Annotated in this window: 19 protein-coding genes and 1 riboswitch; of the genes, 15 read left to right on the top strand and 4 right to left on the bottom strand. The window is 38.0% G+C overall.

From position 1 onward, the window contains the following. Positions 1-44 precede the first annotated feature (44 nt). Positions 45-401 (bottom strand): winged helix-turn-helix transcriptional regulator, encoded by a 357-nt coding sequence (locus tag IGL36_RS10925; protein WP_002356348.1) that lies wholly within the window; start codon positions 399-401, stop codon positions 45-47. A 144-nt stretch (positions 402-545) separates the two neighbouring features. On the opposite strand from IGL36_RS10925, the gene IGL36_RS10920 reads away from it, so the two are divergent. Further along, the gene (locus IGL36_RS10920; RefSeq protein WP_002359426.1) at positions 546-1,736 is read left to right on the top strand and encodes an MFS transporter; all 1,191 of its coding nucleotides are present in this window, start codon (positions 546-548) and stop codon (positions 1,734-1,736) included. A 50-nt stretch (positions 1,737-1,786) separates the two neighbouring features. Here the strand turns inward: IGL36_RS10920 and IGL36_RS10915 are convergent, their stop codons facing one another. Both IGL36_RS10915 and IGL36_RS10910 read right to left on the bottom strand, forming a co-directional pair. Further along, complete coding sequence (locus IGL36_RS10915) at positions 1,787-3,148, bottom strand: MFS transporter (RefSeq protein WP_002397894.1); 1,362 nt, start codon at positions 3,146-3,148, stop codon at positions 1,787-1,789. 163 nt (positions 3,149-3,311) lie between these two features. Continuing rightward, positions 3,312-4,097 carry a TraX family protein gene (locus IGL36_RS10910; protein ID WP_002362333.1) on the bottom strand — a complete coding sequence of 262 codons (786 nt, stop codon included), beginning with the start codon at positions 4,095-4,097 and terminating at the stop codon, positions 3,312-3,314. A 178-nt stretch (positions 4,098-4,275) separates the two neighbouring features. Beyond that, positions 4,276-4,366: riboswitch (TPP riboswitch) on the top strand. Positions 4,367-4,470: 104 nt separating this feature from the next. Here IGL36_RS10910 and IGL36_RS10905 point away from each other — a divergent pair. From IGL36_RS10905 to dinB, 14 genes are all read left to right on the top strand, one after another. Further along, positions 4,471-5,034, top strand: coding sequence for an ECF transporter S component (locus tag IGL36_RS10905; protein WP_002359429.1), 564 nt, complete (start codon positions 4,471-4,473; stop codon positions 5,032-5,034). After that, positions 5,031-6,389, top strand: a complete 1,359-nt coding sequence (locus tag IGL36_RS10900) for an ABC transporter ATP-binding protein (RefSeq protein WP_002397893.1) — start codon at positions 5,031-5,033, stop codon at positions 6,387-6,389. The genes IGL36_RS10905 and IGL36_RS10900 overlap by 4 nt, the downstream gene beginning before the upstream one ends. After that, complete coding sequence (locus tag IGL36_RS10895; RefSeq protein WP_002362491.1) at positions 6,380-7,033, top strand: CbiQ family ECF transporter T component; 654 nt, start codon at positions 6,380-6,382, stop codon at positions 7,031-7,033. The genes IGL36_RS10900 and IGL36_RS10895 overlap by 10 nt, the downstream gene beginning before the upstream one ends. A gap of 11 nt (positions 7,034-7,044) precedes the next feature. Further along, positions 7,045-7,707 carry a thiaminase II gene (gene tenA / locus IGL36_RS10890; RefSeq protein WP_002372337.1) on the top strand — a complete coding sequence of 221 codons (663 nt, stop codon included), beginning with the start codon at positions 7,045-7,047 and terminating at the stop codon, positions 7,705-7,707. 175 nt (positions 7,708-7,882) lie between these two features. Beyond that, positions 7,883-8,479, top strand: a complete 597-nt coding sequence (gene recR, locus IGL36_RS10885; RefSeq protein ID WP_002356363.1) for a recombination mediator RecR — start codon at positions 7,883-7,885, stop codon at positions 8,477-8,479. Between the two features lie 208 nt (positions 8,480-8,687). Beyond that, positions 8,688-9,326 (top strand): dTMP kinase, encoded by a 639-nt coding sequence (gene tmk / locus IGL36_RS10880; protein ID WP_002397890.1) that lies wholly within the window; start codon positions 8,688-8,690, stop codon positions 9,324-9,326. Between the two features lie 19 nt (positions 9,327-9,345). Continuing rightward, positions 9,346-9,675 (top strand): cyclic-di-AMP receptor, encoded by a 330-nt coding sequence (locus IGL36_RS10875; protein ID WP_002356367.1) that lies wholly within the window; start codon positions 9,346-9,348, stop codon positions 9,673-9,675. Between the two features lies 1 nt (position 9,676). Then, positions 9,677-10,627 (top strand): DNA polymerase III subunit delta', encoded by a 951-nt coding sequence (gene holB / locus IGL36_RS10870; RefSeq protein ID WP_002384059.1) that lies wholly within the window; start codon positions 9,677-9,679, stop codon positions 10,625-10,627. A 116-nt stretch (positions 10,628-10,743) separates the two neighbouring features. Then, positions 10,744-11,583, top strand: a complete 840-nt coding sequence (locus IGL36_RS10865; RefSeq protein ID WP_002356371.1) for a PSP1 domain-containing protein — start codon at positions 10,744-10,746, stop codon at positions 11,581-11,583. After that, positions 11,576-11,923: a DNA replication initiation control protein YabA gene (locus IGL36_RS10860; RefSeq protein ID WP_002356372.1), complete on the top strand. Its 348-nt coding sequence runs from the start codon at positions 11,576-11,578 to the stop codon at positions 11,921-11,923. The genes IGL36_RS10865 and IGL36_RS10860 overlap by 8 nt, the downstream gene beginning before the upstream one ends. Before the next feature lie 111 nt (positions 11,924-12,034). Continuing rightward, positions 12,035-12,907, top strand: coding sequence for a 16S rRNA (cytidine(1402)-2'-O)-methyltransferase (gene rsmI, locus IGL36_RS10855; protein WP_002356373.1), 873 nt, complete (start codon positions 12,035-12,037; stop codon positions 12,905-12,907). Between the two features lie 14 nt (positions 12,908-12,921). Then, complete coding sequence (locus tag IGL36_RS10850) at positions 12,922-13,584, top strand: ABC transporter ATP-binding protein (protein ID WP_002356375.1); 663 nt, start codon at positions 12,922-12,924, stop codon at positions 13,582-13,584. Continuing rightward, complete coding sequence (locus IGL36_RS10845) at positions 13,568-14,326, top strand: ABC transporter permease (protein ID WP_002356377.1); 759 nt, start codon at positions 13,568-13,570, stop codon at positions 14,324-14,326. The genes IGL36_RS10850 and IGL36_RS10845 overlap by 17 nt, the downstream gene beginning before the upstream one ends. A gap of 128 nt (positions 14,327-14,454) precedes the next feature. Further along, positions 14,455-15,570 (top strand): DNA polymerase IV, encoded by a 1,116-nt coding sequence (gene dinB, locus IGL36_RS10840; RefSeq protein ID WP_023894966.1) that lies wholly within the window; start codon positions 14,455-14,457, stop codon positions 15,568-15,570. A 44-nt stretch (positions 15,571-15,614) separates the two neighbouring features. On the opposite strand, the gene nrdG is transcribed toward dinB, so the two are convergent. Further along, entirely contained in the window at positions 15,615-16,211 is a 597-nt protein-coding gene (gene nrdG, locus IGL36_RS10835) for an anaerobic ribonucleoside-triphosphate reductase activating protein (RefSeq protein WP_002397887.1), read from the bottom strand. Between the last annotated feature and the right edge of the window lie 26 nt (positions 16,212-16,237).

Genomic DNA, 16,237 nt, shown 5'->3' with positions numbered 1-16,237 from the left:
AGCTTAAAGTTCCCTCTTAATATAGTTTATAAACGTTTTGTTCACTAATCTTCACATTTTAAATAAATTTCTTGGCCTTGTTCTTGCAAATGAGCCACGTGGGATTCTCCCCAATTACATAAATTATCTAAGACAGCAGAGAGGCTTTGACCATAATCACTTAAATAATATTCGACTTTTGGTGGAACTTGGTTGTAAACTTTCCGCTCGATAATGTTGTCTTCTTCGAGTTCCCGTAATTGTTGTGTCAGCATTTTTTGACTAATGCCAGTAATGCCGCGTTTTAAATCGCTGGGGCGCATGGCGCCGTGCCGTAAATTACACAGAATAATTGGTTTCCATTTGCCGCCAATAACATCCATCGTTGCTTCGACACCAATCGCATATGTACGAGTTTCCAAAAAACATTCCTCCTTAATAGGTTGATAATAAACAAAAGTTACTAAAAGGTACCTATGATACAAAAAAGTAGGTACTTATCAAAAATTCAATCTTAGTATATAGTAATTTTTGTTGAAATTCAAATGTTTTTTAGGAGGAAGAGAATGGAAAAGAAAATTTCACCAAATTTAACGCTCTTTGCATTAGCTATCAATGCTTTCGCAATCGGTTCAACAGAATTTATTAGTGTGGGTTTATTACCAATGATTGTTAAAAGTTTTCATATTAGTCTTTCTCAAGCGGGTTTGACTGTTTCTTTGTACGCTTTAGGTGTGACGATTGGGGCGCCGTTATTAACAATTTTGACAGGAAAATGGAATCGTCGCTCATTAATGCTGGGGATTATGCTTCTTTTCATTAGTGGGAATTTAATTGCTGCGTTTGCGCCAACGTTTATTATTTTATTGGTAGGGCGGATACTTTCTGCATTGGCGCATGGTATTTTCATGTCTGTTTCGACTGTCATCGCCGCAGATGTTGTGCCGCCGTCACGTCGAGCTAGCGCTATTGCTATTATGTTTACGGGCTTAACGGTTGCAACAGTGACTGGTGTACCTTTAGGGACGTTTATTGGGCAACAAACAGCTTGGCATATGTCCTTTCTTTTTATAGCCAGTATTGGCTTGGTGGGACTGATTGCTAGTTATTTTTTAGTTCCCAAAAATTTACCGATACCAGGGAAGGTTGACTTAAAAGGAATCACGCGGATTTTTACGAACAAACCCCTCGTTTTCTCTTTTCTAATTACTGCTTTTGGTTATGGTGGAACGTTTGCTGCATATACGTACTTGTCACCGTTATTGGAAAATTTAGGCTTTTCAGCCAATGCGGTAGTGATTATTTTAGTTGTTTATGGCGTAATGGTCGCAATTGGCAATACAGTAGGTGGTCACTGGGCAAATAAAAAACCTTTAGATTCGTTAGTAAAAATGTTTAGCTTATTAATTCTGTCCTTAGTCTTTTTATTCATTACTGTTTTAATGGATAACAGTCTTCTAGGCTTATTAGCAAGTTTGATGTTGGGTCTATTTGCCTTTATGAATGTACCTGGTTTACAACTATATGTTGTAGAATTAGCGGAAAAGTATGTTCCAGAAGATATCACTTTGGCCTCAGCTTTTAATATTGCAGCCTTTAATATTGGGATTACCGTTGGCTCAATGACAGGTGGGGTGGTCACAGATCATTTATCAGTAACATATACACCGATTTTTGGTGGTTTTATCGTGCTAATTGCTGTCTTGTTCGTACTTTATATTCGGAAGCAAGAAGAACAAAAAAACAACTATCTTTAGAAAACTAAAAAAAGCAGCTGGTCACTACGGAACGGACCAGCTGCTTTTTTTTAAGCTTTTTTGCGGAAATAATTCCAGCAAGCAATTAAAACAATTACTAATAAGGTTAACAAGAAAATCAGAGAAATGAGGGAGCCCGTCGTTGTCCCCTGAGCAAAATTATCTGCGTGGTCTTGAGCGATATTAATAATCGTCGCTACAATGGCCGTCGCAATAGCGCCAGAAAATTGTTGAAGTGTATTAAATAACGTATTGCCGTCGCCAAAATCTTTCTCCTCTAACAAGCTCATACCAGTCGTCATCATATTACTGTATGCAAAACCTAGACCAATCATATAGGTAACATGTCCAGCGACGAATCCTAATAAAACAGGCATCTCTAGTAAAATTGTTAAAGCTAGCCAACCGATTGTCGCCAAATTTAAGCCAAATAATATAGGTTTTTTAGCGCCGTATTGATCCAACACTCGTCCAGAAAGTGGTGCCAAAATGGCCCCGACTGTAGCACCTGGCAGCATGACTAGCCCAGCTACAAACGCATTTTTTCCAAGGACGATTTGAACAAAGTTTGGTAAGACAAAGGAAATACCTAACAATAAGAATTGACAAACTAAAAAGCCACATAAAAATAAAACGAAGGCGGGATTTTTTAAAATTGTCAAACGTACTAGTGGCTGTTCAGCGGTCGTTGCTCGTTTATAAAAAATAACAAAGCCAATAACGGCTGCCAGAAGTGAAAGCCAGCCAAACAATGTGCCAATTTTACTTAAAAACATCAACAAACCACTAAATAACAGGGCAATACCAATTAAACTAACCAAATCAAGAGTGGTGGTTTTTTTAACAGGTATTTCTGGAATAGCAGATAATCCCATAAACAAAGAAAGTAGTAAAACAGGAATTAAGAATAAAAAGATGGCGTGCCAAGATAGGGAAGATGTTAAGATTCCACCATACGTTGGACCAATGGCTGGAGCAATTGAAGTGGTCAATGTGCCTACCCCCATCATCGTTCCTCGTTTTTCCAGCGGGGTAAAGTTCAAAATAATATGAAACATCAGTGGCAAAGCAATCCCAGTGCTAGCCCCTTGGAAGAGTCGGCCTAATAACAAGATACTGAAAGATGGCGAATAGACATCAATCGCTAAACCAATCAAAAAGAAAAGATTCGCAACAATAAATAAGCGTCTTAATGAATAGGTTTTTAATAAATAATTGGATAAGGGCACCATGATAGAAATAACTAATAAATAAATCGTTGTCACCCACTGCACGGTACCGGTGGAAACACCAAATTCCTTTGTTAATGTCGGAAAGGTTACATTCATTGCTGTTTCAATTAATACGCCAGCAAAAGACATAATTCCTGTCGCTAAAACGGCAGGGAATAATCGTACGTTTTTTTGTTCCATTTAATCACCTCTATAGTTTTCATTTTTTCGTAAAAAAATAGAAGCAGTTTCTATAAGAATAGAAACCGCCTCTCTCTCGACACGCAACTTGCGTGTTATCTGTACGATTTGTTTACATGTTGCATTGTAAACAGTTTTTAGGCAATCGTCAAGCAGAAAATAATTAACGTTGCATGAAGAAACTAATAATTGCAAAAATAGCAATGTGAGCTGGATAGAAAATATAAAAGAAATTCCGCATGCCACGGCCTTTTTCACCATTATAAAGAACAATTGGAATCGCTGCTAAAATCATCATCCATTGGTGGTTCACCCCGAATAGTTCTTGGAAATTATAGCTGGCTGCTGAAATCAACGCAACAACGCCAATTGCTGAAATTTGTAACCACTTTTTGCCATGGAATAAATAAAAAGCCACGGCCAAGAGAACAAATAAAAACCCACCTTCTGTCATCATTAGTGATGGCACAATCAGATTGAAAAGTTGGAAACCAATTAAGATAGCAGGGTTGCTTAATATGTCTGGAGAACTAAAAACAACGAGAGGTAGAGCACTGATTAATAAAGGCACAATAAACCAAAGAAGCCCTTTACCAATTTGTTTTTGTTTAAAATAGTCCATAGACTGCATGTAGACCGTACCTAAAAATAACGTCCCAAAAATATTATTGATAATTAAGCCACCTGTTGAAAAATACGCATTTAAAATGCCGTTCAGAATCCCCATAATCCAGAAGCCTAACAATAACCGGAACATGTATTTTCGCCGATTGCTTGTGTGAATGAAGCCTTCAGAACTTTCAAATAAGAAAATAGGTGCAGCAATTCGTCCAATCCATCCGAACCAACCAGGCACGCCTAAAAAACTAAAAAATTGCAATAGATGGTCAAAGACCATTGAAATAACCCCAATGACTTTCAAATGAAAGCCAGTTAATGTTTTACCCATAGCATAAACGCCTCTCTTTCATAAAGAACAATATAACAAAGTTCAGAAAAACCAACCATTTATTTGCCTAACAGTTATCTTACAAAATTGTTTGATTTCTTCAGCTTTTGATGAAAGAAAAAAGTGCCAAGACTAGTTTTTATAATTATTCTATGCTATAGTAAAAGTACATTTTAATAAAAAACATTTGGGGTGCTGTTATGGCTGAGATGATACCCATTGAACCTGATGCAGTTAGTACTGTCGCAGGGAAATGCCGATTTACTTTGATTTTTCACGCACTCATTCTGTCCTAGGATGAGTGCGTTTTCTTTTATCAGGGTTTATTTAAGTCACTCCTTTTGCTTTTTGTTAAGAGAAAGGAGTTTTTTTATTGAAAAAATGGTCATTGCAACAAGTCGTCTTACTCGCTTTTTTAGCCTTTTTGTTTGGCGGTGTTTTTATGGGGGCAGGGTTCCTCTATGCGTTATTGAATGCTGCGCTGTTACCATTAGGACTGAGTCCATTTGCCAATGAGCTTTTATTTGGAATGTGGACCATGGTGGCACCAATTGCAGCGATGCTGATTCCACGAGCGGGGAGCGCTGTTTTGGCGGAAGTTTTAGCCGCTTTGGCAGAAATGCTTTATGGTTCGTATTTCGGACCTAGTGTATTAATTTCTGGTGTGATTCAAGGCCTAGGTAGTGAAAGTGGCTTTTTTGTGACACGCTACAAACGGTACGATACACTAACGTTATTTTATAGTGCGATTGGGACGACTATTTTTAGTTATGTGTATGAATACTTTAAGTTTGGTTATGGCAATTACGGTCTGGGGATGAACATTGCTTTAATTAGCGTTCGGTTCGTTTCTATTTGTTTCTTTGGTATTTTCTTAACGAAAGTTATTTTACGAATGTATCAGTCTGCGCAAGGGTTAGCTGTGAAGGCAAAATGAATAGTATCCAATTAAAAGCTGTGTCCTTTTCACGAGAACAACCCTTGTTTGAAAAGACAAATTTAGCAATTCCTCAAGGAACGTTTTCCTTATTAATTGGCGATAGTGGTAGTGGAAAATCAACGCTCTTACGATTAATTGCCGGATTTGCTCCGCTTGATTACCAAGGAGAAATTTTGATTGAAGGAATGGAACGCCGACAATTATCAACTCGTGAAAAGGCGCAAAAAATTGGCATGCTGTTTCAAAATCCCAGTCAACAATTTACAATGAAAACCTTGGAACGAGAACTGATTTTTGCTTTAGAAAATCTAGGAATCCCGCCTGAAGAAATGAACCGAAAAATCCAAACAGCGCTTCAACTTGTACAGACTCAAACCTTATTCACACGAGAATTAGCGACGTTATCTGGTGGTGAAAAACAAAAAGCGGCGTTGACAGTTCTGCTAGCAATGAACCCAGATATTCTTTTATTAGATGAACCTTTTGCAAGTATTGATCCAACCTCTCGAAAACAATTTATTCAAATTTTAGCAAGACTCCATCAAGCAGGCAAAACGATTTTGGTGTGCGACCACGATTTCAGCGATTACGCTGATGTTGTGGACCAAGTCGTCACGTTGAAAAATGGCCAGTTTGAAAAGCAACCGTTGACGTTTATCAAAACAAAACCGCAGACATTTCAGCTTACAACTTCTGTGGTAAAACAACCAATGCTCCAATTGAAAAATTTTCGTTTGTCTCAGGGAAAACGAGTGCTAATTGAAGAAAAAGAAGCGCTTTTTTTTAAAGGAATTACCACGTTGACGGGGCCAAATGGGGCGGGTAAATCCACCTTGTTAAAAGCCATCGTTCAGAGACAAAAATATCAAGGAAAAATGTTCTTGGCAGGCCGCCGCTTGCGGGCTTCAAAAAAATTGTATCAACACATGACATTAGCGGTGCAACAAGCCAATCGTCAGTTTGTCACGTTGACTTTACGAGAAGAGCTTTTGTTTGGTCAGAACATGACAGCAGAAAAAAGAAGAAAACAAGAGGAAGCCTTAACTTTTTTAGGTTTAAAAGAAAAACTAGAGCACAGTGTTTTTCAACTAAGTGAAGGGCAAAAAAAGATGGTGCAATTAATTAGTTTGCTGAGCTTAGATTTGGACTGTTTACTTTTAGATGAACCTTTTGCTGGATTAGATGAGCGAGCATGCAATTATTTTGTTGAATGGATCAAAGAAAAAAGTGCGCAACAAGATTTTCTAATCGTCACGCATCGGCTAGAACCTCTCTCTGGCGTGAGCAATTACCGAATAGAATTGCTGCAGCAACAACTGATTATCTGGCAGGAGGGAACCACATGCAAATAAAGCAAACAAATGCAGCAATTTATGCTTCTTTGATTCTTATTTTGACCTTTGAATTATCTTTTTCTCAGTCAATTTTGGCAAATTTGGCGGTTTTTATGGGTTGTGTCATTTTTTTAATAGGCCAGCGAAAATCCCGCTTACTGCTTTGGTTATTTTTCTTGCCACTTTTACCAGCAATCGGGACGTTTTGGTCTATTTATTTGCATGGTACGAGTAGTCAACAAGCCTGGCTTTTGTTTAGTCGAACGTATGCCTTTGCCGGTTTAGGACTAGCTTTTGCTGTAGGCGTTGATTTTGAAGAATTATTGTTGTTATTGGAACAAAAGGGGCTAGCACCAAACTTTGTTTATGGAATTTTAGTGGTGGTTCACGCCTTACCGGAAGTGAAAAGAGAAATTAATGATTTAAAAGAAGCAAGCCTACTCCGTGGCAAAACGTTTCATTTTTGGTCGCCGATGCTTTATGTTAAAACACTGCTCGTTGCTGTTTCTTGGCGAGATAAATATACGGAAGCAATGTCTGCCCATGGCTATGAAGAAGGAGCTACTAGAAGTCGAAAAGAGCATTTTGTGTCAGCAAAAGTCAGTCTTGGGCTTGCTATTTTGATCATCATTTTTACAAATTTGTTTATTTTTCTAACGTAAAGGAGAAACCTATGACATTTACAGAACAAGCCAAAGAACAAGCGCAAGCTTCTTGGCAAGGGAGTTTTCAGCATCCTTTTATCACAGAGTTACATGAAGGAACCTTGAGTCCAATGATTTTTCGCTACTATTTAATTCAAGATCATTACTATTTAAAACATTTTAGTCAACTTTATCGCTTGATTGCGGCACAAACGCAACAACCTCGATTGAAAAAATTACTCTTAACAAATGCGGAAAATCTCGCGTTGGGCGAATTAGCTATTCGTGAAACTTTTTTTGAAGAACTAGCGATTACGGAAGAAGAAGTTGCAGCGACACCGATTGCACCAACCGCGTATCACTATGTTTCTCATATGTATCGCCAACTTATTGAAGGAACGCCTAAGACGGCCGCAGCAAGTATGTTGCCTTGTTCTTGGCTCTATCAAGAAATTGGTGCACAGTTAGTCAAACAACACTCACCAGAGCCACTGTACCAACGTTGGATTGAAACCTATGCTGGGGAGGAAGCGTACCAACACGTCCAAGAGGAACGCCAACTGTTAGACCAATTATATGAAGAAAGTTCACCACAAGAACAAGCAGCTATGATCACCGCTTTTGTTATCAGCAGTGAGATGGAATACGCTTTTTGGGAAATGGCCTATACACACGAAACCTGGATTGGTTAATACAAAAGCAAGTCGTTTAGTGCTCGTAACTAACGACTTGTTTTTGTATTAGAAAGCAGTAATTGTCAGTTGCTTTTTTGACAGGGCGTGATAAGATATTCAGTGACGCAAAATCTGTTATAACTCGTTTAGTAATAACAGAAACGCCTTGCTAAGAAAGGACTGTAGAAGCCTCATGAATTATCCAGAACCGATTGCAAAATTGATTGAAAGTTATATGAAATTACCAGGAATTGGTCAAAAAACAGCGACACGGCTTGCTTTTTATACAATTGATATGAAAGAAGAAGATGCTAATGCTTTTGCAAAAGCGCTAATTAGTGTCAAGAGAGATCTCCATTTCTGTAGTATTTGCGGAAATATTACTGAAGAAGATCCTTGTGAAATTTGCCAAGATAAAAATCGTGACCGTAGTATTATTTTAGTAGTGGAAGAACCAAAAGACGTTATGGCAATGGAAAAAATGCGTGAATATCAAGGTTTGTATCACGTACTTCACGGGGTGCTTTCACCGATGGAAGGAACAGGACCAGAAGATATTAATATTGCCTCTTTGATCAAACGATTGCACGATGATGAAGTGAAAGAGGTCATTATAGCAACCAACGCTACCACTGAAGGAGAAGCGACGGCGATGTATTTATCACGGCTCATTAAACCAGCTGGAATCACCGTTACTCGTTTGGCACACGGCTTGTCTGTCGGCAGCGATATTGAATATGCAGACGAAATAACCTTGCTAAAAGCAGTCGAAGGACGTCGAGAAATTTAAAAGGAACATCATTGGAAAAAGAGGTTGAAATCGAAGTAGGTCGTTTCTGTGAGAAAATGTCGCAGTTCAAGTTTTTCCGTACTTCTTTTTCAGTTTCTTTTTTTCAGCGGATGCATCACTTTAAATAGGACATAAGGATTTCAATTAGACTGATAGAGCAAGATGAAGTATAATAGATACAAGTAAAAATTGATTGGAGTTTTCGCACGTGCAGGGTATTTTTATCACATTTGAAGGTCCAGATGGCGCTGGCAAAACCAGTGTTTTGAAGGAAGTTGCTGAAAGATTAGCTAAAGAGTCAAAACGAAAAATTGTCACTACAAGAGAACCAGGCGGCATACCGATTGCCGAAAAGATTCGAACAGTTATTTTAGATCCAAGAAATGACAGAATGGATGAGCGAACAGAAGCTTTACTTTACGCAGCTGCTCGTCGTCAACATTTAGTGGAAAAAATCTTGCCAGCTTTGGAAGCGGGTCATTTAGTCCTATGTGATCGTTTTGCTGACAGCTCATTGGCCTACCAAGGCGCTGGGCGTAGAATTGGGATTGCCCCCATTGCTTCAATTAATGCGTTTGCGACAGAAGGTGTCTCACCAGATTTTACAATTTATTTAGACGTTGACTCAGATACTGGCTTACGGCGGATTCAAGAAAATCGAACACAGCAAATTGATCGCTTAGATTCAGAAGGATTAGAATTTCATCAACGTGTTCGTCATGAATATTTGAAATTAGCAGAAGAAAATCCACAACGTATCAAAAAGATTGATGCACGGATGAGTTTAGAACTTGTCGTAGAAGCAACGTATCAGGCGATTATTGAACGTTATCCAGAAAACTTTTAATTATAGGAAGGTGTAGACCATGAAGATTATTTTAGCCATTGTACAAGACAAAGATAGTAACCGATTAGCCAACGAATTTATTGATGCCAATATTCGTGCTACAAAATTATCCTCAACAGGTGGGTTCTTAAAAGCGGGAAACAGCACATTTATTATTGGGATTGATGATGAACGTGTCGACGAAACATTAGCTTTAATTAAAGAAACATGTCAATCAAGAAAACAATATGTTTCAACACCTGTGACTTTAGATATCACAATGGATGGCCAAATTCCTTATCCTGTGGAAGTTGAAGTAGGCGGCGCTACTTGCTTCGTCTTACCAGTTGAAGGATTCCATCAATATTAAGATGAATGAAGCACAACAGCTACAGCAAATGCAACCTTTGCTGTACAAGCAACTCCAAAAAAGTTTTGAGCATGGTCGTCTTGCCCATGCTTATCTTTTTGAAGGAGATACAGGAACTGGAAAACAAGAATTTGGCTTATGGATGGCGAAACATGTCTTTTGTACGAATTTAGTAAATCAACAGCCTTGTAACGAATGCCATAATTGTGTGCGGATTAATGAAAATGAACATCCAGATGTTTTAAGAATTGCGCCAGATGGGCAAACCATCAAAGTGAACCAAATCCGTGAATTAAAAGCGGAGTTTTCTAAAAGTGGGGTCGAGACTGCTAAAAAAGTTTTCTTAATTCAAGAAGCAGATAAAATGAGTACCGGCGCAGCCAATAGTCTCTTAAAATTTTTAGAAGAACCAGAAGGACAAATTTTAGCTATTTTAGAAACCACTTCGCTTTCTCGAATTTTACCAACGATTCAATCACGATGCCAAACCTTACATTTTCAACCATTAGTCAAAAAAACATTAATTGATCGCTTAATCAAACAGGGGATTGGTGAAAAGACTGCAACCCTTTTAGCTGAGCTGACAAATAGTTTTGAGAAAGCAGTTGAAATCTCTCAAGATGAATGGTTTAATGAAGCTAGGGAAATCATTTTACAATGGTTTAATTATCTAAAAAGTAATGATTTACAAGCATTTATCTACGTTCAGAAGAAAATGGTCAAAGTATTTAAGGAAAAAGAACAACAAGCGCTTAGCTTTGACTTGCTCATGGTTTATTACCGTCAATTATTGGAAGAAAGTGTTGCGACACAGCAAGCCAAAAAAGTAACGGAAGAGCAGGCGGAACGGTTGGCGCTAATTTTGAAAGCACGCCAAAAATGGACTGCCAATGTTAGTTGGCAAAATGTTTGTGAACAATTAGTTATCCAAATGATTCACCCTAAATCATAAAGGAAAAAAGTGCCAAGTGGCATTCAGTTTCATAATATAGTAGGAACTTAGTTGTTTCAGCAAGTTCCTTAACCGATTGAAGCGACGTTCACTTGAACTAGATTAGGAGGAATAAAATGGTAGAAGTAGTAGGAGTTCGCTTCCGTGAAGCCGGTCATATCTATTATTTTGCTCCTGGAAAATCTGAGTATATTTATAATGAGAAAGTACTCGTTGAATCTCAACAGTCAAAACAATTAGCTACTGTTGCTATTCCTAAAAAAACAGTCGATTCAGACGATTTACCAGAGGACCTAAAACCCATTTTAAATAAAGCAACAGCCAATGATTTAGAAAAAGAACAAAAAAATTTGGCTGATGCAGAAGCTGCCAAAAGCATTGCCAATGAAAAAATTCGAGCTCATGACTTAAAAATGAAATTAGTGCGAGTAGAATATACCTTCGATCGTAGCAAAATGATTTTTTACTTTACGGCAGATGGGCGAATTGATTTTCGTGAATTAGTCAAAGACTTAGCGGCTATTTTCCGGACGCGAATTGAGTTACGTCAAATTGGTGTCCGAGATGAAGCGAAAATATTAGGTGGCATTGGCCCTTGTGGCAGACAACTATGTTGCTCAACATTTCTAGGAGATTTTATGCCAGTTTCAATCAAAATGGCTAAAGATCAAGGGTTATCTTTAAATCCTGTCAAAATTTCGGGATTATGTGGCCGCTTAATGTGTTGTTTGAAATATGAAAACGACGAATATGAAGCCGCTAAAAAAGAATTACCAGATTATGGAAAAGAAGTAATAACACCAGATGGCAAAGGCAAAGTCGTCGGGTTGAATCTATTAAGTCGGATTGTCAAAGTTCGTCTGCATGGTCGTGAAATCGCAGCGGATTATGATTACGAAGAAATCAAAGAAGCTACTGCGAAAGTTGCTGCTGAAAAAGGTGATCAAAATGGATAAACGTTCGCTCTATGATGGATTAAATTCGTTGGAAACTGATTTAGATAGTTCCGTGACACAATTAAGAGAAATTAAAGCAGCACTCCATGAGTTGGTAGAAAAAAATACCACGTTGGAAATCGAAAACCAACGCTTACGGGAGCATCTCCAAGAACTGAATAAGTTAGCAGGAAATACAACTGAAACTGAAAAACAAGAGCTATCAAAATCACGTATGAATTTGGAAAAACTTTATGAAGAGGGCTTCCATGTCTGCAATATTTTATATGGTTCAAGACGTGAAAATGATGAAGAATGTGCCTTTTGTCTTGATGTTATTTATGGGGAACGTACGCGTTAAGTCTAGTGGACACTGCAAATAAAAAGGAAAGGTTTGGTTTGACAGTCAATCGATTGTCAAATCAAACCTTTATCTATTTATAGAACGAAAAAGGAAAATGAGGGATGCGCTATGCAAAAACAGAAAAGTTTTGATAAGCAAACAACAAAAGGAAAATTGTATCTTGTCCCAACACCGATCGGCAATTTAGAAGATATGAGTATTCGTTGTTTAAACATATTGAAAGAAGCAACGGTGATTGCTAGTGAGGACACAAGAAACACACAAAAATTGCTAAATCATTTTGAGATTACAACACCACAAATTAGTTTACACGAACATAATTACAAAGAGCGAATTCCTCAACTGATTACACGATTGCTGAGTGGTGAAACGATTGCCCAAGTTAGCGATGCAGGTATGCCTTCAATTAGTGATCCTGGTCATGAATTGGTTACAGCATGTCTTGAAGAAGAACTGGCAGTGATTGCCTTGCCAGGACCTACGGCAGGAATGACCGCCTTGATTGCCTCGGGTCTTTTACCACAGCCATTTACGTTTTATGGTTTTTTACCAAGAAAGAAAAAAGAACAGAAAGACGTGTTATCAGCATTAAAAGAAGAACGGCCGACACAGATTTTTTATGAGTCCCCCTATCGGATTGCTAAAACGGTCGCAACGTTTGCTGAAGTCTATGGTCAAGAACGCCCCGCTGTGATTTGTCGAGAATTAACGAAACTTCATGAAGAGTATTTGCGTGGTACCTTAGGAGAACTAACAGAATATTTAGCAGAAAATACGCTAAAAGGCGAGTGTTGTTTATTAGTTAGCGGATTTACTGGTGAGAAAGAGACAATAGCAGCAATGCCAGCTATTTCCCTCAAGGAACATGTGCAAGTTTTAATGGAGGAAGAGGGACGGAGTTCAAAAGAGGCAATCAAAGAAGTGGCTAAATTGAGAAATGTAAAAAAACAAGAAGTATATAAAGAATATCATTCCATTTAAAAAAGGAGAGAAACATGAGTAATTTATTGCGAGCAGAAGGCGTGTCTTATCAAGTAAATGGTCGTAGCATTCTTTCTGATATTGATTTGTCATTTGAAACAGGCAGCAATACAACAATTGTTGGTCCTTCAGGTAGCGGGAAAAGTACATTTTTAAAAATTTTATCTTCATTATTAAGTCCTACAGAAGGCGAAATTTTTTATCAAGAAGCGCCAATTACTACAATGCCAATCGAAACATACCGCCAAAAGGTTTCTTATTGTTTTCAGCAGCCAACTTTATTTGGTGAAACCGTGTATGATAATTTATTATTTCCATTTACCGTCAGACAAGAAGCGTTTAATCAGGAAAAAGTCGTGGCATTGCTCCAACAAGTGAAATTGCCCGCTGCTTATCTTGAAAAGAAAATAGCCGAACTCTCTGGTGGTGAGCGACAACGGGTTGCTTTGCTACGAAACATTATTTTTGTACCAGATGTTTTATTATTAGACGAAGTTACAACGGGATTAGATGAAGAAAGCAAACAGATTGTCAATCAATTGTTAAACCAATTAAACAAAGAGCAAGGAGTCACGCTGGTTCGTGTCACGCATGATACCGAAGAAATTCAGCAAGCACAGCAAGTGATTCGTATTGTAGCAGGAAAGGTGGCGCCGACAGATGGATTTAGCAGTTAATAATTTATCCTTATTTTTTTCAGCCATGCTAGTGGTGGTCGCATTAATTATTAGTACTAAAGAAAAATTAGGTTTTACCAAAGATATTATTATTAGTGTGATTCGAGCAGTCATTCAATTAGTCGCAGTCGGCTATTTATTAAAATATGTTTTTCAAGTCAATAACCTGATTTTAACGCTCATCATGGTTTTGGTGATTGTTTCCAACGCAGCCTTTAATGCAAAAAAACGCAGCCAGCAATTACAAAAGGGCTTTTTGATTTCTTTCATTGCGATTGGTTGTAGTACAGGAATTACCATTGGTATTTTGATTTTTTCTGGTTCTATTAAATTTATTCCTTCTCAAATCATTCCTATCAGTGGGATGATTGCCAGCAATTCGATGGTGGCAATTGGTTTATGCTATCGCAATTTAGATACTCTTTTTCAAAACCAACGGCAAGCGGTAATGGAGAAACTAGCATTAGGTGCAACTATCAAACTCGCCTCTTTACCAATCATCCAACAAAGTGTGAAAACCGGGATGGCGCCGACGATTGATTCTGCCAAAACTGTCGGAATTGTTAGTTTGCCTGGGATGATGTCAGGCTTAATTTTTGCGGGCGTTGATCCTGTCCATGCGATAAAATATCAGATTATGGTGACTTTTATGTTGCTATCAGCAACAAGTATTGGTTCAGTGATTGCAACTTATCTTGCCTATAAAGGCTACTATAATCAACAAAAACAATTGGTCGTTTAATTAAAAAGCTGAAAATCTGTGTTTATAACTTCACGGATTTTCAGCTTTTTCTGGTTGAAATAAAGAAGTTTCAATTTGAAAAAGAACGGACGTTCGTATATAATGGAGGGAGGAGGCGAATCAAAATGATGAGCGAATTACGTTTTCCCTTAAAAAAAGATACGTCGAGAAAAATTATACATATAGATATGGACGCGTTTTTTGCTTCAGTTGAAGAACGAGATCATCCAGAGCTAGTAGGACATCCGTTAGTTATTGCGCGCCATCCAAGTGATACTGGGGGCAAAGGAGTGGTGACCACAGCGAATTATATTGCTCGACAGTACGGTATTCACTCGGCTATGAGTGCTCAAAAGGCGTATGAACTATGTCCAAGTGCCATTTTTAAGCCAGGTAATTATCAGAAATATAGTGAAATTTCTCAAGAAATCCGTGAAATTTTTCGCCGCTATACAGATGTGATTGAACCAGTATCTATTGACGAAGCGTATTTAGATGTAACTGAAAATAAGGTCAACAGTAAGTCGGCTATTAAAATTGCGAAAATGATTCAATATGATATTTGGCATGAATTGCAGTTAACTTGCTCGGCAGGTGTTAGTTACAATAAGTTTTTAGCCAAGTTAGCATCAGATTTCCAGAAACCAAAGGGCCTGACGGTTGTCTTACCAGAAGAGGCCGAAGATTTTTTGAAAGCATTACCGATTGAAGATTTCCACGGAATCGGGAAAAAAACAGTGCCCAAAATGCATGAACTAGGGATTTTTACTGGAGCAGATTTATACAAGCAAGATGAGATGACGTTGATTCGGTTATTCGGTAAAATGGGTTATTCATTGTATCGTAAAGTCCGCGGTATCCATGATGCGCCAGTTCAAGTGACTAGAGATCGTAAGTCGGTAGGTAAGGAACATACTTACGGCACCCCTTTAACGACGGAAGAGCAGGTTACGGCTCAATTGAGACAATTAGCAGCAGGGGTTGAGCGTGCATTGCAACGAGTGCAAAAGCATGGAAAAACAGTAGTCCTAAAAGTTCGTTATACTGACTATACGACGATTACGAAACGTGTGACATTACCTGAATATATTTCTAAAAAAGAAGAACTTTTCTATCAAGCGAATTTAATTTGGGAAGATATTTTAGGTTTAGAACAGGGAATCCGTTTATTAGGCATTACTTTAACGAATTTAGATCCACTAGCGTATGAAAACATTGTTTTACCTTTATGGGAAAAAAGTTAGCCCTTTAGACACATCCTCAAGAGATGGCTAAAGGGCTAACTTTTTTAAATTGATTTTTTGATTTGTTCATAAGACGTTTCGGCGTCATGACATTTTTCCCAAATAACAGCTTTGCCAGCAGCAAGTGATTTGGGTACATCAATAATCCGTTGATTACTACTGCCACGAAATTGTAAATTTAAATTACGTTTTGCCAGTTCAAAGCGCCCATCAACTAAAATGTCAATTGAATGGAGTAGTTCAAGCTTATCAGGCGTTTCTAAAAGTAGTTCTTCAAAGGTATACCCAGACCAAGACCAGATATCTTTGGCTGAGCCAAATGTTTCCCGCACACGTTTGACTACACTAAGACAAACATCTGTATTCAGAAAAGGTTCACCACCCAAAAGAGTCAAACCTTGGACATAGTCATGGGACAAATCTTCAATAATTTGATTCATTAAAGATTTTGTAAACGGCGTACCGTAATTGAAATTTTGGACAGCTTTGTTAAAACAACCTTCACAAGCAAAGAGACAGCCACTCACATATAAACTATTGCGTACACCTTCGCCATCAACAAAGTTGAACGCTTTGTAATCGGCAATCTTTTTTTGGCTGTAGTCTTCGGTTTTCCATTCTTGTGGTTTTGGATTACGCATCAGCAAAACTTCTTTCTATAGAATAA

Origin of the sequence: Enterococcus sp. AZ011 (assembly GCF_050548355.1) — a bacterium.
GTDB classification, from domain to species: domain Bacteria; phylum Bacillota; class Bacilli; order Lactobacillales; family Enterococcaceae; genus Enterococcus; species Enterococcus faecalis.
The sequence above is the reverse complement of the archived record's forward strand: the minus strand, read 5'-3'. Positions and strand labels throughout refer to the sequence as shown.

Bases quoted from the DNA above. Each gene is read 5' to 3' on its own strand.
- IGL36_RS10920 (WP_002359426.1), top strand. From the start codon at position 546: ATGGAAAAGAAAATTTCACCAAATTTAACGCTCTTTGCATTAGCTATC.
- IGL36_RS10915 (WP_002397894.1), bottom strand. From the start codon at position 3,148: ATGGAACAAAAAAACGTACGATTATTCCCTGCCGTTTTAGCGACAGGA.
- IGL36_RS10910 (WP_002362333.1), bottom strand. From the start codon at position 4,097: ATGGGTAAAACATTAACTGGCTTTCATTTGAAAGTCATTGGGGTTATT.
- IGL36_RS10900 (WP_002397893.1), top strand. From the start codon at position 5,031: ATGAATAGTATCCAATTAAAAGCTGTGTCCTTTTCACGAGAACAACCC.
- IGL36_RS10895 (WP_002362491.1), top strand. From the start codon at position 6,380: ATGCAAATAAAGCAAACAAATGCAGCAATTTATGCTTCTTTGATTCTT.
- tenA (WP_002372337.1), top strand. From the start codon at position 7,045: ATGACATTTACAGAACAAGCCAAAGAACAAGCGCAAGCTTCTTGGCAA.
- recR (WP_002356363.1), top strand. From the start codon at position 7,883: ATGAATTATCCAGAACCGATTGCAAAATTGATTGAAAGTTATATGAAA.
- IGL36_RS10875 (WP_002356367.1), top strand. From the start codon at position 9,346: ATGAAGATTATTTTAGCCATTGTACAAGACAAAGATAGTAACCGATTA.
- holB (WP_002384059.1), top strand. From the start codon at position 9,677: ATGAATGAAGCACAACAGCTACAGCAAATGCAACCTTTGCTGTACAAG.
- IGL36_RS10865 (WP_002356371.1), top strand. From the start codon at position 10,744: ATGGTAGAAGTAGTAGGAGTTCGCTTCCGTGAAGCCGGTCATATCTAT.
- IGL36_RS10860 (WP_002356372.1), top strand. From the start codon at position 11,576: ATGGATAAACGTTCGCTCTATGATGGATTAAATTCGTTGGAAACTGAT.
- rsmI (WP_002356373.1), top strand. From the start codon at position 12,035: ATGCAAAAACAGAAAAGTTTTGATAAGCAAACAACAAAAGGAAAATTG.
- IGL36_RS10850 (WP_002356375.1), top strand. From the start codon at position 12,922: ATGAGTAATTTATTGCGAGCAGAAGGCGTGTCTTATCAAGTAAATGGT.
- IGL36_RS10845 (WP_002356377.1), top strand. From the start codon at position 13,568: ATGGATTTAGCAGTTAATAATTTATCCTTATTTTTTTCAGCCATGCTA.
- dinB (WP_023894966.1), top strand. From the start codon at position 14,455: ATGAGCGAATTACGTTTTCCCTTAAAAAAAGATACGTCGAGAAAAATT.
- nrdG (WP_002397887.1), bottom strand. From the start codon at position 16,211: ATGCGTAATCCAAAACCACAAGAATGGAAAACCGAAGACTACAGCCAA.